Here is a 23,192-nt window from a genome sequence, read left to right on the forward strand (position 1 = left end):
ACCCGCCGAAGTTAGAAATATTCTCATCCGCCGGCGGGCCGCGAGCGTCGGGACCCGGAAATCCTCCTCGCCGCGGGACCGGTTAACCCGGGTGAAACGCGTCTCCGGCCACGGTCGCGCGAATTGCCGAGGGGATGCCATGGTCGCCCGCGCCTATACGGTGGCTTTTCAGGGGCTCGAGGCCCGGCCGGTCGAGGTGCAATGCGCCATCGCGGCCGGATTGCCCGCGTTCAACCTCGTCGGTCTGCCGGACAAGTCGGTCTCCGAGGCCAAGGAACGGGTGCGCGCGGCGCTGGTCGCCATGGGGCTCGCCCTGCCCGCGAAGCGGATCACCGTCAATCTCTCCCCCGCCGATCTGCCCAAGGAGGGATCGCATTTCGACCTGCCGATCGCGCTCGCGGTTCTGGCCGAGATGGATGTCGTGCCGCGCGACGCGGTCGCGGGCGTCGTGGCACTCGGGGAGCTGTCGCTCGACGGAGGCATCGTCGCCGTCACCGGGGCGCTGCCCGCCGCCGTAGCGGCGGCGGAGGCCGAGCGCGGCCTGGTCTGCCCCGCGGGGCGCGGCGCCGAGGCCGCCTGGGTCGGCGCCGCGCAGGTGATCGCGCCGCGCTCGCTCCTCGCGCTCGTCAACCACATGACGGGCAAGGCCGTGCTCTCGCCCGCGGAGCCGGGCATCGTCGCCGGAGCGGTGGAGGCGCGGGATCTGAGCGACGTGCGCGGACAGGAGAAGGCGAAGCGCGCGCTCGAGATCGCCGCCGCGGGGCGGCATCATCTCTTGATGATCGGGCCTCCGGGGAGCGGCAAGTCGATGCTCGCCGCGCGCCTGCCCGGCATCCTGCCGCCGATGGCTGCGGCGGAGGCGTTGGAGACCTCGATGATCCATTCCGTCGCCGGGCTGCTCGGCGAGGGCGGGATCAGCCGCGCCCGGCCGTTCCGCGAGCCGCATCACACCGCCTCGGTGGCGGCGATCGCCGGCGGCGGACGCGGCGCGAAACCGGGCGAGATCAGCCTCGCGCATCACGGCGTGCTGTTTCTCGACGAATTTCCCGAGTTTCCGCGGCCCGTGCTGGAGACGCTGCGTCAGCCGCTCGAAACCGGGGAGGTCGTGGTCGCGCGCGCGAATGCCCATGTGCGCTACCCCTGCCGCTTCCTTCTCGTCGCCGCCGCCAATCCGTGCCGCTGCGGCTACCTCGCCGATGCGTCGCGCGCCTGCGGCCGGGCGCCGGCCTGCGGCGCGGATTACATGGGGCGGATCTCCGGGCCCCTGCTCGACCGCTTCGACCTGCGTGTCGAGGTTCCGGCGGTCTCGATCGACGATCTCGCTTCCGCGGCCGCGGGCGAGCCGAGCGCCCTGGTCGCCGAACGCGTCGCCGCGGCCCGCGCCCTCCAGCGCGCCCGGTTCGAGGGCGTGACCGGCGCGCTCGTGAACGCGGACGCCGAGGGCGAACTGCTGACCGCCATCGCCCGGCCAGAACCCGACGCGGCGCTGTTGCTGCGCGAGCTTGCAACCCGGTTCCATCTCAGCGCCCGCGCCTACCACCGCGTGCTCCGCGTCGCGCGCACCATCGCCGATCTCGACGCGAGCCCCGCCACCCTTCGACGCCATGTCGCCGAGGCGGCGGGCTATCGGCTCGGCTGAGCGACGCGCGGACGCGCGAAGGCCGCCGCCCGGTCGAGCGCGCGATCGGCTTCGGGCAGCTGGTCCTGGTAGAGTTGCCAGCCATGCGGCGTCGCGGGCCAGAGCTCCAGCTTCGCCTCGACGCCCTGCCGCGCCAGCGCCTCGGCGAGCGCGCGGGCGTCGTCGCGCAGGATCTCCGCCCGGCTCGCCTGGATCAATGTCGGCGGCGCGCCGCGCAGATCGGCGAAGAGCGGCGAGGCTCGGGGATCGCGCGGATCGGCGCCGGCCAGATAGAGGTCGCGGATCTCCGTCACCCGATCCGCGGGGAGCAGCGCCTCACGGCCCGCGAGCGTGGTCAGGCTCGGCTGCGAGAGCGTCAGATCCACCCAGGGCGAGAAGGCGAGGACGCAGGCCGGCATCGGCAGTCCCTCCGCGCGGAGCGACCCGAGCAGCGCGAAGACGAGGCCGCCCCCCGCGCTGTCGCCGCCGAGCACGAGTTTCGCGGGATCGGCGCCCTCGGCGAGAAGCGCGCGATAGGCGGCGAGCACGTCCTCGACCGCGGCGGGAAACGGATGCTCCGGCGCGAGGCGATAGGCCGGCAGGATCGCCCCGATGCCGATCCGCCGCGCAAGCTGCGCGACCATCGCCGCGTGCGTGCGGGGCGAACCGACACAATAGGCGCCGCCGTGCAGCCAGAGCAGCGCCGCCCCCGGCGCCGTTCCGGGCGGCGGCCCATCCACGCGGACCGCCGGGAGATCCCCGAGCGGGCGCGAAGTCAGACGCGCGTCCTTTGGCGGATGAAGCCGCGAGGCGACGCGTTCGAACCGCTGGCGCGCGCGGGTGAAGTCGTGCTCGCGCGCGAGATACCGCTTCTCGACGAAGCGGAGCCAGAGTTCGAGCGCGGTAAGCTGCCAGGACATCGCCGCTCCGATGGCCTATGCGCGGCGGCGCTCGATCGCCTCCCAGATCTTCGCCGTGACATTGGTTCCGTCGAACCGCTCCAGCTCCTGGAGCCCGGTGGGCGAGGTCACGTTGATCTCAGTCAGCCAGTCGCCGATCACGTCGATCCCGACGAAGATCTGTCCCTTCTCCCGCAGGAGCGGCCCGATCCGGGCGCAGATCTCCCGGTCGCGGTCGTTCAGCGCGACCTTCATCGGCGTGCCGCCGGCGTGCATGTTGGAGCGGGTCTCGCCCTCCTGGGGCACGCGGTTGATCGCACCGACCGGCTCGCCATCGACGAGAATGACGCGCTTGTCACCGGCGCTCACGGCGGGCAGGAACTTCTGCGCGATCAGCGGCTCGCGGTTCAGCGAGGCGAAGAGTTCGTAAAGCGCGCTGAAGTTGCGGTCGTTCGGGTCGAGCCGGAACACGCCCGCGCCGCCGTTGCCGTAGAGCGGCTTCAGGATGATGTCGCCATGCCGAGCCTTGAAGGCGCGCAGGGCGCCGATGTCGCGCGCGATCATTGTCGGGGGCGTGAGGTCGGGAAAGCCGAGGACCAGGAGCTTTTCGGGGTAATTCCTGACCCAGAACGGATCGTTGACCACCAGCGTCGTGTCCCGGAGCCGCTCGAGCAGGAAGGTGGTCGTCAGATAGCCCATGTCGAAGGGCGGGTCCTGACGCAGCCAGACCACGTCCCATTCGGCGAGGTCGATCGTCGTCTCCTCCCCGAGTTCGAAATGCGCGCCCTGCTGGCGGCGCACCGTCACGGGCCAGCCATGCGCGAGAACCCGGCCCTCGTCGAGGACCAGCCGGTCGGGCGTGTAGTAGAACAGCGAATGCCCGCGCGACTGCGCCTCCTCCATGATCCGGAAGGTGCTGTCGGCGTTGATATTGATGGCTTCGATCGGATCCATCTGGACCGCGACTCTGAGATGCATTGCTTTCTCCCGACGGAATTCGGAGCCCAGTCATGGCCGACTACCGGGACGCTGGCAAGAAGCGCCGGCCCGGGCTCCGCCGGCACCCTCCGTCCGCGGCGTGGCGGCCCCCGCGCGGTTTCCGGGGTCGGCCTTGACCTGAGGCGGGGCACCCGTCCATTGAGGTCCGCGCGGGCGTCGCCAACGGTACCAGGGACGGGCGGCTCCCGCCCTGTCCCGATCCAGCCCAGGGAGGCACCTATGAAAATCAGCGCGCGGAACGCACTGAAGGGAACGATCACCGAAGTCCAGAAGGGCGCGACCACCTCGCATGTGAAGATCGATGTCGGAGGCACGGTGGTCACCGCGTCGATCACCAACCAGTCCGTCGACGATCTCGGCCTCGAAGCCGGAAAGACCGCCTACGCGGTGATCAAGGCCTCGGACGTGATGGTCGGCGTCGACTGACCACCCCTTGCCGCGCGGCGCGCCGGCGGGGTCCGCCGATCCGCCGCGCGGAATTCATGGGCCGCCTTCCGGCGTCCCAACCGTCCGATCCGCCGGGCGGATTTCTGTCCCCCCCGATGGCCAATCAGGCTCCGGGCTTCAAAGGTCGGCGCAGGACTTCCGGCCCGGTCTCGTCCGATTCGAGGATTCGCAGCGCCTCGCGCAGCAGCTCGATCCAGCCGGCTTCGTTGCGGATGCCGCCGTCGAGGATCAGCCCGCGCAGCGCATCGGCGCGCGATGATGGCGCACCGCCGAAATCCCGCGCCTTGATGGCGCGGTACTCCGCGAGCTTCCGCTCATGCTCGGCGATCCTGTCGTGGAGCGTCGCCGCGAGGCCGGTCGGACCCAGCGCCGCCTCGCCCCGCAGCCGCACCATGAGCGCGTCGCGGAGCGGCGGCCCATCCTCGCCCAGCGGAACCCAGCGGCGCAACTCCGCGAGACCGGCGGGCAGGACGCGGTAGAGCCGCTTGCCGCCGCGCGCGCCCGGCTGAGCCTCGGAGGCGATCAGCCCCGCCGCCTCGAGCCGGGCCAGATCGCGATAGATCTGCTGATGCGTGGCCGGCCAGAAATAGCCGATGGACTTCCCGAAGCGCCGGGCGAGATCGAGCCCGGAGCCGGATTTCTCGGTCAGCGCGATCAGGATGGCATGGGGCAGCGACATCTGTCCGGGTTCCGCGGGGGCTTACGCGACGTCGCGGTCGCGGATTTATGCAACTTGTTGCAATAGTAGCCGGGCCACGGCCCCCTTGACCAGCCGAATCGCGGGAAAGCTCTACATGACCGACCATTATCCGCTGATGAACCGCCCGCTCGACCTGGGCTTCACCACCCTGCCCAATCGCGTGCTGATGGGCTCGATGCATGTCGGGCTGGAGGAACTGCCGGGCGGGTTCCGGCGCATGGCCGCCTTCTATGCCGAGCGGGCGCGCGGCGGGGTCGGCCTGATCGTGACCGGGGGGATCGCACCCAACGAACAGGGCCGGCCGGCGAAGATGGGCGCGATGCTGACGACCATGGAGGAAGCCCACAGGCACCGCGTCGTCACCGACGCGGTTCACGCCGAGGGCGGCAGGATCGCGATGCAGATCCTGCATTTCGGCCGGTACTCCTACCAGCCCGACCTCGTGGCCCCCTCCCCCGTGCAGGCGCCGATCAACATGTTCCGGCCTCGGGAACTGAGCGGCGCGGAGGTCGAGGAAACGATCGACGATTTCGCGCGCTGCGCGGCGCTGGCACGTCGCGCGGGCTATGACGGCGTCGAGATCATGGGGTCGGAGGGCTATCTCATCAACGAATTCATCGCCGCGCGCACCAACCGCCGCGACGACGCATGGGGCGGCGGCTACCGCGACCGCATCCGCTTCCCGGTCGAGATCGTGCGCCGCGTGCGCGAGACGGTCGGCGCCGATTTCATCATCATCTACCGGCTCTCGATGCTGGATCTGGTCGAGGACGGCTCCACCTTCGACGAGGTGCTGGAGCTCGCCCGCGCGATCGAGGACGCGGGCGCCACGATCATCAACACCGGGATCGGCTGGCATGAAGCGCGTATCCCGACGATCGCGACCAAGGTGCCGCGCGCGGCCTTCGGATGGGTCACGAAGCGGCTGATGGGACAGGTCGGCATCCCGCTGGTGGCGACCAACCGGATCAACACGCCCGAGGTCGCCGAGGGGCTGCTCGCCGATGGCGCCTGCGACATGGTCTCGATGGCCCGGCCCTTCCTCGCCGATCCCGATTTCGTCCGGAAGGCGCGCGAGGGCCGCGGCGACGAGATCAACACCTGCATCGCCTGCAATCAGGCCTGCCTCGATCATGTCTTCGCCCAGAAGGTGACCTCCTGCCTCGTCAATCCGCGAGCCTGCCACGAGACCGAGATCGTCATTCGCCCGGCGGAGGAGCCGAAGGCGATCGCCGTCGTCGGCGCGGGACCGGCCGGGCTCGCCTTCGCCCGGACCGCCGCCGAGCGCGGGCACAAGGTCACGCTCTTCGACGCGGCGGAGCGGATCGGCGGCCAGTTCAACGTGGCGAGGACGATCCCCGGCAAGGAGGAGTTCGACGAGACGCTGCGCTACTTCGGCACCGCCGTCGCGCGCGCCGGGGTCGACCTGCGCCTCGGTACCCGCGTCGCGGCGAAGGATCTCGCCGGCTTCGACGAGGTTGTGCTCGCGACCGGCGTCGCGCCGCGCCGGCCGGCGATCGACGGGATCGATCATCCGAAGGTCGTGAGCTACCTCGACGCGCTCGCCGATCCCGCTTCGGTGGGGCGCCGCGTGGCGATCATCGGCGCGGGCGGCATCGGCTTCGACGTCGCGGAGAAGCTCACCCACGCGGAGGAAGGAGACAGCACGGGAGTAAGCATGGGCCGGCATCCGGAGAAGTTCTTCGCCGAATGGGGCATCGATCCGCGCTACACCGCCGCCGGCGGGCTGACCGAGCCGCGGCCGGAGCTTTCGCGGCGTCAGGTCTGGCTGCTGCAGCGCAAGGCCTCGAAGATCGGCGCGGGACTGGGCAAGACCACCGGCTGGATCCATCGCGCCGGGCTGAAGGCGCGGGGCGTGCGGATGATCACCGGCGCCACCTATCTACGGGTCGATGACGACGGCCTTCGCATCGGCCTCGGAGACCGGGAAGAGACCATTCCCGCCGATACGATCGTCGTCTGCGCGGGGCAGGAGCCGGAGCGCGCGCTCCACCAGCCGCTCCTCGACGCGGGCATGCGCGTACATCTGATCGGCGGCGCCGATGTGGCGGCGGAACTCGACGCCAAGCGCGCGATCCATCAGGGGACGACGCTGGCGGCTACCATCTGACGGCCGACTTCCGACACTGACCACGGGGAGGACGACATGCCCGAAACAGAATTGACGCTGGACCCCGCCGCCGCCCGGTCGCTGGCGCACTGGCACGGGATGGTCGCCCGGCGCGACCTGTCCCGGCTGCCCGAGATCGTCGCCCCGGAGGCGGTCTTCCGCTCGCCCACGCTGCTGCGCGGTTTCGAAACCGCGCCGGCGCTCGTCATGGCGATCGAGACCGTCAACACCGTCCTGGAGGATTTCGCCTGTCAGCGCGAATTCGCCACCGCCGATGGGCGAAGCGTCGTGATCGAGTTCAGCGCCCGGCTGGGCGACAAGCGCCTCAAGGGGATCGACATGATCCGCTTCGGCGACGACGGCCGGATCGTCGATTTCGAGGTCATGGTGCGCCCGCTGAACGCGTTGAAACTGCTCGGGGAGGCGATGAGCGCCCGGCTCGGGGAAGCGCTCATCGCCTACAAGGGCGCGTCCTGACCGCGCGCAAGACGATGGGCCTCGCCACCGCCCCGGGCGCCATGCCCTGAGCCGGTGACGGTCTTGTTCCCTCCTGAGGCTTGAACCTCGCGTTGCGTGAGGTGGCACATTCTCCCGATGACGGAGGAGTCGGACCGTGACCAGTCGATATGCCACATCCGCTTGTCGCGGGGCCGGCCATCCCGGTCGCGGCCTCGGCCGGGCGTGATCGCCCTCGCCGCGATCGGACGCCGCGTGGGCTCTATGGAGAACCGGGGCGACCATTCATACCTGCGAGGGGAGGAGATCCCCATGACATCATCAACCGACACGTCGATCGCCTGCTCGCTCGGCGCCGGGGACTTCACGGCGCGGACAGGCTGGATCACAACGCTCGCGCGCGAGCATCTGCGATCGGCGCGCCGAGAGCCGCTGACGCTGCGTCTCTCCTATGCGCCCGAGGCCCGCGCCCCGGTCCGCGAGATGGTCGAGAAGGAGCGGGATTGCTGCGGTGCGCTTCGACCTCCACGACGACGCGGCAACCGTCGATCTCACGATCACAGCTCCCCCGGAAGCGGCGGAGGTCGCGGGGTTCCTGTTCGATCACTTCGCACCGGTCACGATCGGAGATGGCGGCTGATGCGCCGCTTCGCGCGGCTGTCCTGAGCCCGCGCCCCTGCCGATCCCGGCGCATGGCATCGCTTCATCCGCCGCGTGTCCAGCCGATCGGCCAACGTCGCTCGACGCCGGGGCGCGGTTCGGACTATCAGGGAGATCCGGCGCCTCGGGCCACCGGGGCCGTGAGGCGTCGCGCGGCGCCTCCCGGCGCGCCGGCGGGTCGCATCCGCCCCCCGACGCGGTTCGCGCCGGGCGACATCTGACCGAGATCGAGGCCCGACATGCCGAAGCCGCCCCCCGAAACCCGCGTCCGCGCCGCCGCCGGGTCGGACTGGCAGGCGCTGTCGCTGCTGCTGGTCGGCGGGCTCATGCTCGCGATCATCGTCAATCTCTCGAAGGGCGGCGCGAGGCTCGGGCTGAGCGCGGCGCAGATCACCTTCTTCTTCAGCCTCGGGGGTGGGACGCTCCTGCTCGGGATCGACCGTTTCCGCGCGCATCCACCGCTGCGTGGCCGGCACCTGAGGGCCTATGCCGCGCTCGGCGCGGTCAGCTATGCCGTGCCGACGACGCTCGGCGCCGTCGTCGCCGCCCGCGTGGACGCGGGTTTCGCCTCCGTGCTGATCTCGCTCTCGCCCGTGCTGACCTTCGCGCTCGCAGTGCTGCTCGGGATGCAGGGCATGTCGCGGAGGCAGGGGGCCGGGCTGCTTCTCGGCCTCGTCGGAACCTGGCTCCTGGTGCTGCCCGGGCTGACGCGGCCCGGGGAGACCGCCGTCGTCTGGATGCTGCTCGGACTCGTCATCCCGGCCTCACTGGCGACCGGGAACATCCTCCGGACGCGGCTGGTCCCGGTCGAGACGCCGAACCGGCTCATGGTCATCGGAGTCCTGCTCGCCGCCGCGCTCTACCTCGCGCCCTTCGCCCTCAGCACCCCGCTCTCGCCGGCGGGGACCGGCGCCGCGGCCGCCCTGCTCGCCGCCGGGGCGCTCGTCACCGCGGGGTTCAACCTGGTGCTCTTCCAGCTGCAGAAGGTGGCGGGACCGGTCAGGCTCAGCCAGGTCGGCTATGTCGCGGCCGCCTTCGGTATTCTCGTCGCCGCCGTGGCCTTCGGCGAAAGGCCTCGTCCGAGCCTGCTCGCGGCGGTGGCCTTCATCGTCGCGGGCATCCGGCTCGTCAACGCGGCGCGGCCGTCCGGCGCGCGGACCCGGGAGGCGGCGGGCGAGTAAGCGCCGGGCATGGCCGCGAAGGCCGGCCAGCTCAGGGAGCGAAGGCACGAAACAGCGCGGCGACCGAGGCCTGCCATCCCGACCGCTTCCCCGGCCCGGTCCCCGATTGGCTCCCCGACTCACCCCCCGGCTCCCCGTCGGGTCGCGCGCTCAGCCCGAGCGCCAGCCCGTTCAGCGCCCCGTCGAGCATGTCGGCGAGATCGCGCGCCGGTCCGGGGAAGACGATCTCGCCCGCGTCGAGCGCCTCCGCCACACCCAGGGCGAGGTAGGAGGCGCTCGACGCCTCGTCGATTTCCCGCCACCGCCGCGAGCCGAGCACGGTCGGCGCATCGATGAGCAGGAGTCGCCGCGCATCGGGACGCAGCATGAACGCGACCCAGGCGACGGAGCCCTCGATCAGCCCGTCGAGCCGCGTCGGCGCGGCCTCCGCCGCTTCGAGGACCTGCTGCCCCGCCTCGGCGCCGATCTGGTCGCAGACCGCCTCGAAAAGCGCCGCCTTGTCCCTGAAATGGTGGTAGAGCGCGCCGCGCTTGACGCCCGCCGCCTCCAGGATCGCCTCCGTCGCGGTCCCGGCGAAGCCCTGCGCCGCGAAAAGCGCGCGGGCGGATGCGATCAGCCTCTCCCGCGTCGCCGCGGCGCGTTCAGCGTTCTTCACGATTGCCATCTCCGCGGTTGACAGACTGTCCGTCTGTATCTACGTTCCAGAATACAGACAGACAGTCTGTTTATCAAGACACAGCTTCGAAAGGGCGGAAAGATGCGTTTCACCGACCGTTACCCCCTGATCGTGACCTCCCGGAAGGACGAATGCCGCGACTTCTGGGTCCGGCACCTGGGCTTCGAGATCGGCTTCGACTCGACCTGGTTCGTCTGGCTCCACGCGCCGGACCATTCGGCGACCATCGCCTTCATGACCCCGGACCACCCCTCGGCGCCTCCGGGACCGGACGAATTCTCGGGCAAGGGCATGTGCTTCGAGATGCAGGTGGACGACGCCGACGCGACCCATGCCGAACTGTCCCGGGCGGGCGTGCCCGTGACCCATGCGCTTCGCGACGAACCCTTCGGCCAACGCCGGTTCGGCTTCGCCGATCCGTCGGGTCTCTGGATCGACGTCTGCGAGCAGATCGCCCCCGCCGAGGGCTTCTGGGACCGCTACATGGTCGCCTGACACGGGCCGCGAGCCTGCCCGGTCCTTGGGATCGGCGGGTGGGGTTCAGCCGCGCATCTCTTCCAGCAGCGCCCGGACGAGCTCTCCCGCCGGAAGCTCCCGCGCGAGGGGGGCACCCTGCCCCGCCCATTGCGCGGCGAATTCGTGATCGCCCTGCCCGACCGCGAGCGCGCTGAGCTGCTTGGCGGCGTCGTAGGCAAGGGGATAATCGGCCGCCCGCGGGCTGCCCGGCGCCTCGCCTTCCCGGATTAGCCGGTTCACCATGCCGCGCGCCGGACGCCCGGAGAGCACCGGCGTCAGGCGGGTCCTGGTGGATCGGTCGCCCTTGAGATTGTCGCGGTAGTTCGCGTTGGCGGCGGATTCGGGGCAGAGGATGAAGGCCGTGCCAAGCTGCGCCGCCGCCGCGCCGATCTCGAGCATGGCGCGAATCCCCGCGCCGTCCATGATGCCGCCGGCCGCGACGACCGGCAGAGGGCTCGTCCGCGTGAGCAACCGGGTCAGCACGAACGTGCTCAGCCGCTCGTCGGCGGCTTCCGGATCGAACATCCCGCGGTGTCCGCCCGCCTCGATCCCTTGCGCCACGATCGCATCGATCCCGGCGGCTTCGATCGCGGCGGCCTCCTCCGCGTTGGTGGCGGTCGCCATCGTCCGTATCCCGGCGGCGCGAAAGGCTTCGATCCAGTCCCGCGCCGGGATGCCGAAATGGAAGCTGACGATCGCGGGCCGGGTGTCGAGGAGCATCCGGAACGCCTCCTCGTCGGCGAGAAAACTCTTGTAGATCTCGTCGAGCCGCTCCGGGGCCGCGCCGCCGAACTCGGTGAAGAGCGGCGCGAGATGCCGCAGCCAGGCGCCCTCGCGCGCCGCGTCCCGTTTCGCGGGCGCATGGCAGAACACATTGACGTTGAAGGGCCTGGCCGTGAGCGCGCGCGTCTCCTCGATCATCGCGCGCGCCTGAGCGGCCGTGCTCGCCCCGATCCCGAGCGAGCCGAGGCCGCCCGCCTCTGACACGGCCGCGGCCAGCGCGGGCGTCGAGACGCCCGCCATCGGCGCCTGGATGATCGGATTTGGCAGTTCGAACAGGTGCGCGGCGCCGCTCATCGTATCCTCCGGGATGGATCGAAGCACGTAAGACGGTCAACCAGTTCCGCGATGGCGCGCCGATCGTCAAGGGTGCGGAGGCGGGGGATCGGCCGCCTCCGCCCGCGGGTCATGCTCCAGGGTGCCCGGGGAGGACCGGCGGACCGAAGTCCGCCCCGCGGCCGCCCCGCTCAGTTGCGCGGCGCGTCCTCGTGATGCTCGGCGAGCGCCTGCGGATCGCGCAGTCCGCCCTCGCGGTGGCGCACGAAATGGTTCCAGCCCCAGGTCAGCGCCCAGAGGATCACGCCGATGCCGATGAGCCAGGCGGCGATGCGGTACTGCGGCATCTGCGAGGCGCTCCGCGCCCAGGGGCCGGCGAGGAAGGCGCAGGTGACGGCGCCGACCCAGGGCACCCAGCCCGGCGCGCGGAAGTGATCATGCTCGACCTTCTGCTTGCGCAGGACGAGGAGCGAGATGTTGACGATGGTGAAGACGCAGAGCAGGAGGAGGGCCGTGGTGCCGCCGAGCAGGCTGACCGCCTGTCCGCCGCTGTTGCTCACCACGAAGAAGATCAGCCCGAACGAGAGCAGCGTGGTGAAGAGGATCGCCACCCAGGGCGTACGGCGCGTCGGATGGACCCGGCCGAGGACATGCGGCAAGACCCGCTGGTTCGCGAGGCCGTAGAGCAGCCTCGACGCCATCAGCATGTTGATGAGCGCCGAATTGGCGACGGCGAACATGCCGATGAAGGGGAAGATCGTGTCGAAGGGCAGGTTCGGCGCGCCGGCGCGAACCACCTGCGTCAGCGCCGAGCCCTTGGAACTGTCGGTCAGGTCGCCCACGGGCACGAGCGCCACGGCGCAGATCGAGACCATCACGTAGATGACGCCGGTGATCCCGAGTCCGGTCAGCATGACGCGGGGGAAATCCCGAACCGGATTGGTGCATTCCTCGGCCATGTTCACCGAATCCTCGAAGCCCACCATGGCGAAGAAGGCGAGCGAGGTGGCGGCGGTCAGCGCCATGAAGGCGCTCTTCTCCTCGGAGGAGCGGAACACCATGACCTCGGAGAAATCGGCGCGGCCCTGGCTCATCGCCCAGAAGCCGATGAAGATGATCATCAGCAGGCCCGAGAGCTCGACGCAGGTCAGGATCACATTCGCCTTGACGCTCTCGCCGACGCCCCGGAAGTTGATCGCGGCGACGAGCGTCATGAAGAGGAGCGCCAGGACGAGGATGCCGAAACTCCCATCCTCGAAGCCGAGTCCGAACCCGTCCGAGAGAAAGCCCGCGAAGGCGTTGGAGGCGGTCGAGGCCGAAGTGATGCCGGAGCACATCACGGTGAAGGCGACGAGGAAGGTGAGGAAGTGAACTCCGAAGGCGCGATGCGCGTAGAGCGCGGCGCCTGCGGCCTGCGGATAGCGGGTCACGAGCTCGAGATAGGAGAAGGCGGTTATCGTCGCCACGGTGAAGGCGACGAGGAAGGGTGCCCAGGCGGCGCCGCCGACCTCGCCCGCGACCGAGCCGGTCAGCGCGTAGACTCCGGTGCCGAGGATGTCCCCCACGATGAAGAGCAGCAGAAGCTTCGGGCCCATGACCCGGTTCAGTTCGGGCTGCCCTCCGTGGGTGCCCTCGGCCGATGTCGTGCTCATGAATGTCCCCCCTCAAACACGCCAATTCAGACTCGCCAGTCAGGCGCGCAAATCAGGCCCGCGATCAGGCCCGGGCCCGGCTCGCCAATTCGTGAAGCAACGCCTGAGCCGTCGCCGGGTTCCCCTCCTTGGTTCGCCGCCATCGTACTCGCCGATCCCGGCTCCGGATGGGCGGTCAGCGCACGACGGTCCGGCGTTGCTCCACGCCCGGAGGCGACGCCGCGCCGGAACGCGCGGCGGCGGCTTGGCACCCGTCCCGGGACTTCTGAGGCACGGCAGCCTTGACAGGCCGCGCCGCGCTGATTTCGCGTGGATGAGACGAATTCGCGGTATATCGGCCTTGACGGAACCGTTCCGGGCTCGCTGATCGAAGGTGCCTCGTCCCGCCGCGAAGCGACCCTTGCCCGAACCCGATGAGGAGACACGCCATGAAGATCACCGTCGAGATCGACTGCACCCCCGCGGAGGCCCGCGACTTTCTGGGCCTGCCGGATGTGAAGCCGATCCAGGAGGAGATGATGAGCGACATGCGCGAACGGATGATGTCGGCGGCCCATGCCATGGACCCGGCGGAAATCCTGCGAAGCTGGATGTCAGGCACCGGCGGGTTCGACCGGAGCCAGGATCTCTTCGCCCTCATGACCGGGGCCAAACGCGGCAAGTGAGGCCGCGCATCGTCGCGGGCCCCTGAGCCGCCGCGAGACCGGCCCCCCCCCCCCCGCCCGCGTCGCGCTCCCTCGTCAAAGCACGAGGACGGCCCGGAAGTCGTTCACGTTGGTCAGGGTCGGGCCCGTCCGGATCAGCGCGCCGACGCGGTCGAACAGGCCGTAGCTGTCATGGCCATCCAGATGGTCGCGCGGTTCCAACCCGGCACCGCGGGCCCGCGCCAGCGTGTCGGGGCCGATGATCGCGCCGGCGGCGTCCTCGGTGCCATCGATGCCGTCGGTGTCGGCGGCCAGCGCCTGGATGCCGGGATGACCGCCGAGCGATTGCGCGAGGCCCAGCAGAAACTCGGTGTTGCGCCCGCCCCGGCCGGGTTTCGCCCCGCCGATCGTCACGGTCGTCTCGCCGCCCGAGAGCAGGACGGCCGGCGCCGCGACCGGCATGCCATGGGCGGCGCAGGATCGCGCGATACCGGCCATGGCGATGCCGAGCTGCGCCGCCTCGCCCTCCAGCGCGTCGCCGAGGATCAGCGGCGTGACCCCCGCCGCCCGGGCGACCTCGGCGGCCGCCTCCAGCGACATGCGCGGGGTGGCGATCATGCGGTAGTCCGGGGTGAAACCGGGCCGCGGCTCGGCCGGGCGCAGCAGGATCTCGCGGGCGGCGGCGGGCAGCGACGGGCCGAGCTTCGCCACCAGATGCGACAGATCCTCGCCCGCCGTCGGATCGGGCACCGTGGGTCCGGAGGCGACGGCCGCCGGGTCGTCTCCGGGCACGTCCGAGATCGCGAGCGTGACCAGCCGGGCCGGCGCGGCGGCGCGGGCGAGGCCGCCGCCCTTGACGCGCGAGAGCCGTCTGCGGACCCGGTTCATGTCCTCGATGGTCAGGCCGGATTTCAGGAGCAGCCGGTTGACCTCGATCTTCTCGGGCAGCGTCAGCGGCGCTACGGGAAGCGTCATCAGCGCGGAGCCGCCCCCGGAGATGAGCGCGAGCACGAGATCGTCAGGCCCCGCCGCCTTGGCGGTCCGCAGGATCTCCTCGGCGGCCCGCTCCCCGGCCGCGTCGGGGACGGGATGCGCGGCCTCCAGCACCCTGATCCGCTCGGTCGGCACGGCATGGCCGTAGCGGGTCACGACCACGCCCAAGAGGTCGACATCGGGCCAGGCCAGTTCGAGCGCGCGCGCCATCGCGGCGGCGGATTTGCCCGCCCCCACGACGACGCAGCGGCCGGCGGGTTTCCCGGGCAGATGCCGGGCGAGGACGGTCGCGGGGTCCGCCGCCGCGATCGCCGCGTCCATCATCCGGCGCAGCAGGTCTTTCGCATCCTCGTCCGTCATCGCTCGTGCCCCTCAGATGTTTTCGCCGCGGATCGCTTCGCAGACCGCGTCGGTGACATCCTGCGTCGTCGCCTCGCCGCCCACGTCCGGGGTCAGGACGCCATCGGCGCAGACCTTCTCGACCGCGCGCATCAGCCGGTCGGCGGCGGCGTTCTCGCCGAGATGGTCGAGCATCTGCGCCGCCGTCCAGAAGGTCGCGACCGGGTTTGCGATCCCCTTGCCGGTGATGTCGAAGGCGGAGCCGTGGATCGGCTCGAACATCGAGGGGAAGCGCTTCTCCGGGTCGATGTTGCCGGTCGGGGCCACGCCGAGGCTGCCGGCGAGCGCGCCTGCGAGATCGGAGAGGATGTCGGCGTGCAGGTTGGTGGCGACGATCGTGTCGAGGCTCTTCGGGTTCTTGACCATGCGGACGGTCATCGCATCGACCAGCATCTTGTCCCAGGTCACATCGGGAAATTCCTTCGCCACCTCGGCGGCGATCTCGTCCCACATCACCATGCCGTGGCGCTGCGCGTTCGACTTGGTGACGACCGTCAGCAGCTTGCGCGGCCGCGACTGGGCCAGCTTGAAGGCGTAGCGCATGATCCGGGTGACGCCGGCGCGGGTGAAGATCGCGACCTCGGTGCCGACCTCTTCCGGCAGGCCCCTGTGCGCCCGGCCTCCGTGGCCGGAATACTCGCCCTCGGAATTCTCACGGACGATCACCCAGTCGAGATCGCCCGGGCCGACGCCTTCGAGCGGCGACTTGATGCCCGGCAGGATCTTGGTCGGCCGCACGTTGGCATACTGGTCGAAGCCCTGGCAGATCGGCAGGCGCAGGCCCCAGAGCGTCACGTGATCGGGAACGTCGGGCGCGCCGACCGCGCCGAAGAAGATCGCATCGAAGCCCTTGAGCTGCTCCGGGCCATCTTCGGGCATCAGCGCGCCGGTCTTCTTGTAGCGCTCGGAGCTCCAGTCGAACTCCGTCACGTCGAACTCGAAGCTTCCGTCGCGGCGGGCGAGCGCCTCGAGCGCCTGAAGTCCGGCGGCGATGACTTCCGGGCCGATACCGTCGGCGGGGATGGCGGCGATCTTGTAGGTGTTCATGGGGTCGATCCTTGCTCGGTTAGAATGTGGTGTTCGTCGTTCACGAGGCGACTATCGCACCGGGCAGCGCCGTCCTCAATTTTCGTAGGATTATATAGATAAGAGTGATAATATCGCGCCGGGAGGCGATATGGACATCGACCAGATCAAGTGCTTTCTCGCCGTCGCGGAGGAGCTGCATTTCGGCCGCGCGGCGCGGAGGCTCGACATGCTGCCGGCCTCGCTCAGCCGGCAGATCCGGTTGCTGGAGGATCGCTTCGAGACGCGGCTCTTCCTGCGGACCACGCGCAACGTCTCGCTCACCGAAGCCGGCGCGGCCATTCTGGAAGACGCGCGAGCGCTGGTCGCGCAGGCCGACCGGTTCGAGGAACGCATCCGGACCGTCAGGCGCGCGGAAACCGCCGTCCTCAAGGTCGGCGCCATCGACAGCGCCGCGGCGGGCCTGATGCCGCAACTCATGCAATTGCTGCGCGCCGCCCATCCCGAGATCGAGATCCAGCTGATCGAGTTGAAGACCATCCATCTGCTGCCGAGGCTGTTGAGCGGCAGTCTCGACATCGCCTTCGTGCGGCCGCCCGACATCCGCGACCCGAGGATTCATTTCCAGACGCTGTTCTTCGAGACCGCCGTCGTCGCCCTGCCCGATGGTCACGCCCTGGCCGATCGCGCCGCGCTGACGGTCCAGGACATCTCCGACGAGCCGCTGATCGTGCCCGACCGCCGTTCGCGCCCGCATTCGCACGACCTGACGATCAAGCTCTTCACCGATGCCGGGCTGACGGCGCGGATCGCCCAGATCGCCGAGGAAAAGCACACGATCGTCAATCTGGTCGCGACCGGCACGGGACTGGCCATCGTGCCGCGCTGGGCGTCGCGCATCGCCCTTCCCGGCGTCAGCTTCGTTCCGCTGACACTGCCCGAGGGCACGACACGCGGCAAGCTGATCCTCGCGGCGGCCTGGGCGCGCGGCACCCGCGACGATCAGCGCGACGCTTTGCTGGCAGTGCTGGACGAGAACCTGCGGGCGATCGAGGCTAGTGCCTGACTGTTCTTATTATATCTATTTTAAATATAATATTTCGCGAATTTATCCCCGTGCGTCTCTCGCCTATCCCGGTCCTGATCCTGGCCCTCCTCAGCGGGCCGGAACCGGAAACCTGGGGAGGAAATCATGGACCCGGCAAGCATCACCCTCGTATTGTTGTTCTTCGCGATCGCCATGTTCGTCTGGGAGCGGATCCCGCTCGCCCTGACCGCGATGATCGTCTGCGTCGGCCTCGTCCTGACCGGCGTGCTCGAAGCGGGCGAGGCGTTCGACGGGTTCGTCAACAGCAACGTCATCCTGTTCGTCGACATGTTCATCATCGGCGGCGCGCTGTTCCAGACCGGCATGGCGGCCGAGATCGGCGGCATGGTCACGCGTTTCGCCAGGACGGAGCGGCAACTCGTCGTCGCCATCATGCTGATCACCGGGCTGATGTCGGGCGTGCTCTCGAACACCGGAACGGCGGCGGTCCTGATTCCGGTGGTGATCGGCATCGCGGCGAAGTCCGGCTTCGCGCGCTCGCGCCTGCTGCTGCCGATCGTCTTCGCGGCGGCGATGGGCGGCAATCTCAGCCTGATCGGCGCGCCGGGCAACATGATCGCCCAGGCCGCGCTGCAGGAGCAGGGGTTGAGCTTCGGCTTCTTCGAATACGCGCTCGTCGGCCTGCCGATCCTGCTGGCGGGCATCCTCTTCATCGCCACGATCGGCTTTCGGCTGCTGCCCGATCACAAGACCGAGGAACTGGCGGCGGACAGCCTGCGCGAAGTTTCGGCATCGGTTCCGGCATGGAAGAAGAACGCGTCGCTGATCGTTCTGGTCCTGACCATCCTCGGCATGGTGTTCGAGGCGCAGATCGGCATCCGCCTGCATATCACCGGAGCGATCGGGGCCATCGCGCTGATCCTGCTCGGGGTCATCAGCGAGGAGGAGGCCTATCGCTCGATCGATGCCAAGACGATCTTCCTCTTCGGCGGCATCCTTTCCCTCGCCACGGCGATGGAAAAGACCGGAGCCGGGCAGATCATCGCCGAGACCGTGCTCGGTTTCACCGGGCCCGAGACGCCGATGTTCGTCTTCCTGCTCGTCATCTTCCTGCTGGCGGTGGTCATGACCAACTTCATGTCCAATACCGCGACGACCGCGCTTCTGGTGCCGATCAGCCTGTCGATCTCGACCCAGATCGGCGCCGATCCCCGGGCGGTCTTGATGGCGACTGTGATCGGCGGATCGCTCGCCTATGCGACGCCGATCGGGATGCCGGCCAATGTGATGGTGCTTGGTCCGGGCAAGTACACGTTCATGGATTACACGAGGGCAGGTCTGCCGCTCATCCTGGTCTCGACCGTGGTCGCGATGATCCTGCTGCCGATCCTGTTCCCGTTCTATCCGTGACAGGACGCCGCGCGGCGGCGGGCGGGCGGCGTCTCACCCGAGACGCCGCCCTTCGGCGCGCTCAGGCCCGGCCGGCGCGTTTCTCGTCGAGGCTCCACGAACCGGGCCCCGCGAAGACCAGATAGAGGAAGACGAAGCAGAAGAGGATCGCCGCGTCGCCCCTGTTCAGCACCGGGAAGAAGCTGTTTCCGGCGAAGTGAAAGAACCAGTAGGCGACGGCCATCTGCCCCGAGAGGATGAAGGCGACCGGGCGGGTCATGAAGCCAACGAGCACGGCGAGGCCGCCGAAGGTCTCGAGGATGCCCGCGATCAGCGAGAGTAACGACAGCCCGTCGCCGCCACCCTCGCCCGAGGACGGAAATCCGAAGAGCTTCATCGTCCCGTGCTCGATGAAGAGCAGCGCGGTCACGATACGCAGAATTCCAAGAGCTTGTGGCCGATATTCGCCCAGGTTGTCCATGCGGCGGTCCTTTCTCGTCCGGTTGCGACACGATCGGCGCGGCGGGTCCGCGCCGATCTCCGTTCGGGCTCTGTCCGGGGCGGGATTCGGAAGACCGGCGCGGCCTTTCGCATCGCGCGCGTGCCTTGAGCGCGTGAGACTGTGTTCACGGGGCCGGAGTGTATCGTCCCGGCACACCCTGTCTACCGCCGAGCGAGTCCGAGCGTGCGGCGGGTGGCCGCTGGCCGTTCACAAGATCGCGCGGCCGCGCGCGACGGGCGCCTTCGCGGGGCCATCCGGGCTTCCCGTGTGGACCGCGGGGCTCGAGGGAAGCTCCGCGAGTGGCGGGCAGGCGGATCGGACCCTACGGCATCCGCCAGATGTCCGCGGTCACCACGCTGCCCTCGCCTTCCAGCCGATGATCGGACGGGCTGTCATAGACCACGAGCCAGTCCTCGCCCCAGGCGACAAGGCCTTCGGGATGATCGACCGCGCCCCGGTACGGCAGTTCGAGCACATGCTCGACCACCTCCTCCTCATGCACCTGCCCGGCGCGGAAGCCCGTGGCCCGCTTCCAGCGCAGCACATGCGCCGGTCCGTCGCCGGTCATGGTCGGGCCGACCAGCACCAGCATGTCGTCGCCATCCCAGGCCAGGTCGCGCACGCCGAGGCCCCGCGTCGGCAACAGGTGCTTGCGGTAGCGCCGGTCGCCGTCGATCCGCCTCGGCTTCAGGTATCCCGACCGCGTGAGCTTCATCCGCAGTTCCAGCACCACCGCCCGCCCGCGCAGCACCGGGCCACGCAGGCCGAGCCAGACCCGGTCGCCGCGCGCGGCGATCCCCTCGATGTCGAGCCCGTTCTCCTTGGAAGGAATGTCGAGAAAGCGCGCGAGATGCGGATCGTCGCGGAGCCAGGAAAAGAGCTTCGCCCGCTTCTTCGTGAAACGCACATGCGCGGCGCGCCGGCCCTTGTGCTTCGCCTTCGGCGCGAAACCACCCCTGGCCTTCGCGAGCGGGAAGCGGCCGAGGAAGTAGCGGTTCGGATCGCGGTCGACCGTCTCCATCACCTTCAGCCCGGCGGCCGGCCTTTCGCCATCCGGCTTGTTCCGTTTCAGCGAATGCGAACCCACGACCCAGAGCCAGTCGCCGTCGCAGTCGAGGCCCTCGATATCCATCTCGCCATCCGACCCGCCGGGAAGGTCGACGAGTTGGCCCAGCGCGAAATGCCGGTGGTCGCCCCATTCGTTCTCGCCCGTTTCCGTGAGCCGGTCGACGCCGGCGGATTCATCGCAGGAGAGAAACAGGCTGTTGCCGCGCCGCGTCGCCGCCGAGAGATCCTCATGCACCGGATCGTTGAGATGCTCCACCGCCTTGTGGTGCTTGAAACGCAGCGTCAACTGGGCTTTCGGCTTGTCCGCTGGCATGATGATCTCCTGTTAATTCACGGGGATGACGCGAAACCGCGGCCCCGGGTTCCGCCGCGGGTTCCGAGGCGGCCGCATCTCCGAAGTTCGCGGTTCGTCACCGGCTCCGGCGCCGTTTCGCCCGGACCTTGACGCGCTCGACCGATGGAGCGCATCGCGAAGGATCAGTTTCCTGCCCGACCCATTGCACCGGGCCCGGGTTTCGGTTAGCTATATTTCAATATTCATAGGATTATCGAATCATGGATCAATCACAGGCTCTCATGGCCTTCGGCGCGCTCTCGCAGGATACACGCCTGTGCCTGCTCCGCATGCTGGTGGTGGCAGGCCCGGACGGGCTGGCCGCCGGCACGCTGGCCGACCGCGCGGAGGTTTCCCCGTCAAATGTCAGCTTCCATCTCAAGGAACTGGAACGCGCCGGCCTGGTCTCGACCCGGCGGGAATCGCGATCGATCATCTACCGTGCGGAGTTCGACGCGCTCATCGGCCTGATCCGGTTCCTGATGCGGGACTGCTGCTCGGGACGGCCCGAGATCTGCGCGCCGGTCCTGTTCCCGGATTGCTGCGCGCCGCGCGCGGAGGCCGCGCGATGAGCCGCTTCGAGCGGTATCTTTCGGTCTGGGTCGGGCTTTGCATCGTCGCCGGCGTCGCGCTCGGCCACCTGTTCCCGAGCTTCTTCCAGGCCGTTGGCGCGGCGGAGGTGGCGAGCGTCAACCTGCCCGTCGCGGTGCTGATCTGGCTCATGATCATCCCCATGCTGCTCCGGATCGATTTCGCGGCGCTCGGGCAGGTCGGAGCCCACTGGCGCGGCATCGGCGTCACGCTTTTCATCAACTGGGCGGTGAAGCCCTTCTCGATGGCCCTGCTCGGCTGGCTCTTCATCGGCTACCTGTTCCGTCCCTGGCTGCCCGCGGACCAGATCGAATCCTATATCGCGGGGCTCATCATCCTGGCGGCGGCGCCCTGCACGGCGATGGTCTTCGTCTGGTCGAACCTCACCCGCGGCGAGCCGCATTTCACGCTGAGCCAGGTCGCGCTCAACGACGCGATCATGGTCGTGGCCTTCGCGCCGATCGTGGCCTTCCTGCTCGGGCTCTCGGCGATCAGTGTGCCCTGGACGACGCTCGTGCTCTCGGTCGTGCTCTATATCGTCGTTCCGGTCGTCGTCGCGCAGATCCTGCGGCGCCGCCTGCTCTCGGCCGGAGGTCAGCCCGCGCTGGACAGGGTGCTCGGCAGGCTCCAGCCGGTTTCGCTCGTGGCACTGCTCGCGACCCTGATCCTGCTCTTCGGCTTCCAGGGCGAGCAGGTCATGGCGCAGCCCATGATCATCGCGCTGCTGGCCGTGCCGATCCTGATCCAGGTCTATCTCAACTCCGGCCTCGCCTATCTGCTGAACCGCGTCGCCGGCGAGCAGCACTGCGTCGCGGGCCCCTCCGCCCTGATCGGCGCGAGCAATTTCTTCGAACTGGCGGTCGCGGCGGCGATCAGCCTCTTCGGATTTCACTCGGGCGCGGCGCTCGCGACCGTGGTTGGCGTTCTGGTCGAAGTGCCGGTAATGCTCTCGGTCGTCTGGATCGTGAACCGATCAAAAGGCTGGTACGAGCGCGGAGCGCGCGTTCACCCATCCATGGAAAGGCCCGCGGAATGACCGTGACCATCTACCACAACCCCGCCTGCGGCACGTCGCGCAACACGCTCGCCATGATCGAGGGGAGCGGCGAGACCCCGATCGTGGTCGAATATCTGAAGGCCCCGCCCAGCCGGGAGCGTCTGGTCGAACTACTGGCCGCCATGGGACTGCCCGCCCGCGCCCTGCTGCGCGAGAAGGGCACGCCCTACGCCGCGCTTGGCCTCGATGATCCGAAATGGAGCGAGGAGGAGCTGATCGGCTTCATGCTGGAGCATCCGATCCTGATCAACCGGCCGATCGTCGAGAGCCCGAAGGGCACGCGGCTCTGCCGGCCCTCCGAACGCGTGCTCGACCTGCTCGACAATCCCGCGCCGGAATTCGCCAAGGAAGACGGCGAGGTGATCTTCCACCCCGGCGGCTCCGCCGAAGGCCCGACGCCGTGAGCGACGGCTTGCCGAACCTCCTGCCCTCCGCCTTCCAGCGTCCCGACCCCACGACGCTCCGCCCGGTCGAGCTGCCCCATGCGCCGCGCATCCTGCTGCTCTATGGCTCGCTGCGGTCCCGCTCCTACAGCCGTTTCCTGACGCTGGAGGCCGCGCGCCTGCTCAGCGCGATGGGGGCGGAGACCCGGGTCTTCGATCCGCGCGGGCTTCCCCTGCCGGACGACGCGCCGGCGGACCATCCGAAGGTTCAGGAGCTGCGCGAGCTCTCGGCCTGGTCGGAGGGGCAGGTCTGGTGCAGCCCAGAGCGCCATGGTGCGATGACCGGCATCCTGAAATCGCAGATCGACTGGATTCCGCTCTCCATCGGCGCGGTGCGCCCGACGCAGGGCAAGACCCTCGCGGTGACGCAGGTGAGCGGCGGCTCGCAGTCGTTCAACGCGGTCGGCCAGATGCGCATCCTCGGTCGGTGGATGCGGATGATCACGATCCCGAACCAGTCGTCGGTCGCCAGGGCCTATGAGCAGTTCGACGACGAGGGGCGCATGAAACCCTCGCCCTACTACGACCGCGTGGTGGATGTGATGGAGGAGCTGATGAAGTTCACGCTCCTCACACGGGGCATCGCGGGGCAGTTGACGGACCGCTACAGCGAGCGGAAGGAAGCGGCCGAGGCGTTGGAAGCGAGGGTCGGACTCGACGCGATCTGAGATCGCGGCCGGTCGGGCAGCGGCCCGGAACCAGAACCG

The 23,192-nt window shown here is 69.3% G+C and carries 24 protein-coding genes; 14 read left to right on the forward strand and 10 right to left on the reverse strand.

The window, feature by feature from the left end; translation table 11 throughout:
* Nucleotides 1-139 precede the first annotated feature (139 nt).
* Entirely contained in the window at nucleotides 140-1,639 is a 1,500-nt protein-coding gene (locus ACLJK8_RS03495; RefSeq protein ID WP_413148693.1) for a YifB family Mg chelatase-like AAA ATPase, read from the forward strand.
* On the opposite strand, the gene ACLJK8_RS03500 is transcribed toward ACLJK8_RS03495, so the two are convergent.
* On the reverse strand, nucleotides 1,624-2,538 hold the full coding sequence (locus ACLJK8_RS03500) for an alpha/beta hydrolase (RefSeq protein ID WP_413148695.1): 915 nt from the start codon (nucleotides 2,536-2,538) through the stop codon (nucleotides 1,624-1,626). The genes ACLJK8_RS03495 and ACLJK8_RS03500 overlap by 16 nt on opposite strands.
* Before the next feature lie 15 nt (nucleotides 2,539-2,553).
* Nucleotides 2,554-3,495 carry a glutathione synthase gene (gene gshB / locus ACLJK8_RS03505; protein ID WP_413148697.1) on the reverse strand — a complete coding sequence of 314 codons (942 nt, stop codon included), beginning with the start codon at nucleotides 3,493-3,495 and terminating at the stop codon, nucleotides 2,554-2,556.
* Nucleotides 3,496-3,735: 240 nt separating this feature from the next.
* Here gshB and ACLJK8_RS03510 point away from each other — a divergent pair, with 240 nt between their 5' ends.
* Nucleotides 3,736-3,942 carry a TOBE domain-containing protein gene (locus ACLJK8_RS03510; RefSeq protein ID WP_413148699.1) on the forward strand — a complete coding sequence of 69 codons (207 nt, stop codon included), beginning with the start codon at nucleotides 3,736-3,738 and terminating at the stop codon, nucleotides 3,940-3,942.
* A gap of 124 nt (nucleotides 3,943-4,066) precedes the next feature.
* Here ACLJK8_RS03510 and ACLJK8_RS03515 read toward each other — a convergent pair whose 3' ends face one another.
* The gene (locus tag ACLJK8_RS03515; RefSeq protein WP_413148701.1) at nucleotides 4,067-4,642 is read right to left on the reverse strand and encodes a PadR family transcriptional regulator; all 576 of its coding nucleotides are present in this window, start codon (nucleotides 4,640-4,642) and stop codon (nucleotides 4,067-4,069) included.
* Nucleotides 4,643-4,757: 115 nt separating this feature from the next.
* Here ACLJK8_RS03515 and ACLJK8_RS03520 point away from each other — a divergent pair, with 115 nt between their 5' ends.
* The 4 genes from ACLJK8_RS03520 (at nucleotide 4,758) to ACLJK8_RS03535 (ending at nucleotide 9,091) form a co-directional block, all read left to right on the forward strand.
* On the forward strand, nucleotides 4,758-6,794 hold the full coding sequence (locus ACLJK8_RS03520; protein ID WP_413148703.1) for an FAD-dependent oxidoreductase: 2,037 nt from the start codon (nucleotides 4,758-4,760) through the stop codon (nucleotides 6,792-6,794).
* A gap of 36 nt (nucleotides 6,795-6,830) precedes the next feature.
* Nucleotides 6,831-7,271, forward strand: a complete 441-nt coding sequence (locus ACLJK8_RS03525) for a nuclear transport factor 2 family protein (protein ID WP_413148705.1) — start codon at nucleotides 6,831-6,833, stop codon at nucleotides 7,269-7,271.
* A 490-nt stretch (nucleotides 7,272-7,761) separates the two neighbouring features.
* A complete protein-coding gene (locus tag ACLJK8_RS03530; RefSeq protein WP_413148707.1) occupies nucleotides 7,762-7,890 on the forward strand; it encodes a hypothetical protein in 129 nt (42 codons plus the stop codon).
* A 259-nt stretch (nucleotides 7,891-8,149) separates the two neighbouring features.
* Nucleotides 8,150-9,091: an EamA family transporter gene (locus tag ACLJK8_RS03535; protein ID WP_413148709.1), complete on the forward strand. Its 942-nt coding sequence runs from the start codon at nucleotides 8,150-8,152 to the stop codon at nucleotides 9,089-9,091.
* 31 nt (nucleotides 9,092-9,122) lie between these two features.
* Here ACLJK8_RS03535 and ACLJK8_RS03540 read toward each other — a convergent pair whose 3' ends face one another.
* Nucleotides 9,123-9,746 carry a TetR/AcrR family transcriptional regulator gene (locus tag ACLJK8_RS03540; RefSeq protein WP_413148711.1) on the reverse strand — a complete coding sequence of 208 codons (624 nt, stop codon included), beginning with the start codon at nucleotides 9,744-9,746 and terminating at the stop codon, nucleotides 9,123-9,125.
* Between the two features lie 102 nt (nucleotides 9,747-9,848).
* Here ACLJK8_RS03540 and ACLJK8_RS03545 point away from each other — a divergent pair, with 102 nt between their 5' ends.
* Nucleotides 9,849-10,262 carry a VOC family protein gene (locus tag ACLJK8_RS03545; RefSeq protein WP_413148713.1) on the forward strand — a complete coding sequence of 138 codons (414 nt, stop codon included), beginning with the start codon at nucleotides 9,849-9,851 and terminating at the stop codon, nucleotides 10,260-10,262.
* Between the two features lie 45 nt (nucleotides 10,263-10,307).
* Here the strand turns inward: ACLJK8_RS03545 and ACLJK8_RS03550 are convergent, their stop codons facing one another.
* Together ACLJK8_RS03550 and ACLJK8_RS03555 are read right to left on the reverse strand one after the other, a co-directional pair.
* Nucleotides 10,308-11,360 (reverse strand): NAD(P)H-dependent flavin oxidoreductase, encoded by a 1,053-nt coding sequence (locus ACLJK8_RS03550; RefSeq protein ID WP_413148715.1) that lies wholly within the window; start codon nucleotides 11,358-11,360, stop codon nucleotides 10,308-10,310.
* A 170-nt stretch (nucleotides 11,361-11,530) separates the two neighbouring features.
* Nucleotides 11,531-12,991 carry an APC family permease gene (locus ACLJK8_RS03555; RefSeq protein ID WP_413148717.1) on the reverse strand — a complete coding sequence of 487 codons (1,461 nt, stop codon included), beginning with the start codon at nucleotides 12,989-12,991 and terminating at the stop codon, nucleotides 11,531-11,533.
* Nucleotides 12,992-13,419: 428 nt separating this feature from the next.
* Between ACLJK8_RS03555 and ACLJK8_RS03560 the strand changes: the two genes are divergently transcribed.
* Entirely contained in the window at nucleotides 13,420-13,656 is a 237-nt protein-coding gene (locus ACLJK8_RS03560) for a DUF6489 family protein (protein WP_413148719.1), read from the forward strand.
* Nucleotides 13,657-13,731: 75 nt separating this feature from the next.
* Here ACLJK8_RS03560 and ACLJK8_RS03565 read toward each other — a convergent pair whose 3' ends face one another.
* Both ACLJK8_RS03565 and ACLJK8_RS03570 read right to left on the reverse strand, forming a co-directional pair.
* Nucleotides 13,732-14,988, reverse strand: a complete 1,257-nt coding sequence (locus tag ACLJK8_RS03565; protein ID WP_413148721.1) for a glycerate kinase — start codon at nucleotides 14,986-14,988, stop codon at nucleotides 13,732-13,734.
* A gap of 12 nt (nucleotides 14,989-15,000) precedes the next feature.
* Entirely contained in the window at nucleotides 15,001-16,074 is a 1,074-nt protein-coding gene (locus ACLJK8_RS03570) for a tartrate dehydrogenase (protein ID WP_413148722.1), read from the reverse strand.
* 130 nt (nucleotides 16,075-16,204) lie between these two features.
* Here ACLJK8_RS03570 and ACLJK8_RS03575 point away from each other — a divergent pair, with 130 nt between their 5' ends.
* Both ACLJK8_RS03575 and ACLJK8_RS03580 read left to right on the forward strand, forming a co-directional pair.
* Nucleotides 16,205-17,119: a LysR family transcriptional regulator gene (locus tag ACLJK8_RS03575; RefSeq protein ID WP_413148723.1), complete on the forward strand. Its 915-nt coding sequence runs from the start codon at nucleotides 16,205-16,207 to the stop codon at nucleotides 17,117-17,119.
* Nucleotides 17,120-17,245: 126 nt separating this feature from the next.
* Nucleotides 17,246-18,511 (forward strand): SLC13 family permease, encoded by a 1,266-nt coding sequence (locus tag ACLJK8_RS03580; RefSeq protein WP_413148724.1) that lies wholly within the window; start codon nucleotides 17,246-17,248, stop codon nucleotides 18,509-18,511.
* Between the two features lie 61 nt (nucleotides 18,512-18,572).
* Here the strand turns inward: ACLJK8_RS03580 and ACLJK8_RS03585 are convergent, their stop codons facing one another.
* Both ACLJK8_RS03585 and ACLJK8_RS03590 read right to left on the reverse strand, forming a co-directional pair.
* On the reverse strand, nucleotides 18,573-18,971 hold the full coding sequence (locus tag ACLJK8_RS03585) for a DoxX family protein (protein ID WP_413148725.1): 399 nt from the start codon (nucleotides 18,969-18,971) through the stop codon (nucleotides 18,573-18,575).
* A 343-nt stretch (nucleotides 18,972-19,314) separates the two neighbouring features.
* Nucleotides 19,315-20,373, reverse strand: coding sequence for a DUF3616 domain-containing protein (locus tag ACLJK8_RS03590; RefSeq protein WP_413148726.1), 1,059 nt, complete (start codon nucleotides 20,371-20,373; stop codon nucleotides 19,315-19,317).
* A 242-nt stretch (nucleotides 20,374-20,615) separates the two neighbouring features.
* On the opposite strand from ACLJK8_RS03590, the gene ACLJK8_RS03595 reads away from it, so the two are divergent.
* From ACLJK8_RS03595 to arsH, 4 genes are read left to right on the forward strand one after another with little or no spacing between them, the layout of a single operon-like run.
* Nucleotides 20,616-20,966, forward strand: coding sequence for an ArsR/SmtB family transcription factor (locus tag ACLJK8_RS03595; RefSeq protein ID WP_413148727.1), 351 nt, complete (start codon nucleotides 20,616-20,618; stop codon nucleotides 20,964-20,966).
* Nucleotides 20,963-22,021 (forward strand): ACR3 family arsenite efflux transporter, encoded by a 1,059-nt coding sequence (gene arsB / locus ACLJK8_RS03600; protein ID WP_413148728.1) that lies wholly within the window; start codon nucleotides 20,963-20,965, stop codon nucleotides 22,019-22,021. The genes ACLJK8_RS03595 and arsB overlap by 4 nt, the downstream gene beginning before the upstream one ends.
* Nucleotides 22,018-22,446 carry an arsenate reductase (glutaredoxin) gene (arsC, locus tag ACLJK8_RS03605; protein WP_413148729.1) on the forward strand — a complete coding sequence of 143 codons (429 nt, stop codon included), beginning with the start codon at nucleotides 22,018-22,020 and terminating at the stop codon, nucleotides 22,444-22,446. Before arsB ends, arsC begins: the two co-directional genes overlap by 4 nt.
* Nucleotides 22,443-23,153 (forward strand): arsenical resistance protein ArsH, encoded by a 711-nt coding sequence (arsH, locus tag ACLJK8_RS03610; RefSeq protein ID WP_413148730.1) that lies wholly within the window; start codon nucleotides 22,443-22,445, stop codon nucleotides 23,151-23,153. Before arsC ends, arsH begins: the two co-directional genes overlap by 4 nt.
* The last annotated feature ends 39 nt before the right edge of the window (nucleotides 23,154-23,192 follow it).

The sequence above is a fragment of the Amaricoccus sp. W119 genome (assembly GCF_047275745.1).
Classification (GTDB): Bacteria; Pseudomonadota; Alphaproteobacteria; order Rhodobacterales; family Rhodobacteraceae; genus Amaricoccus.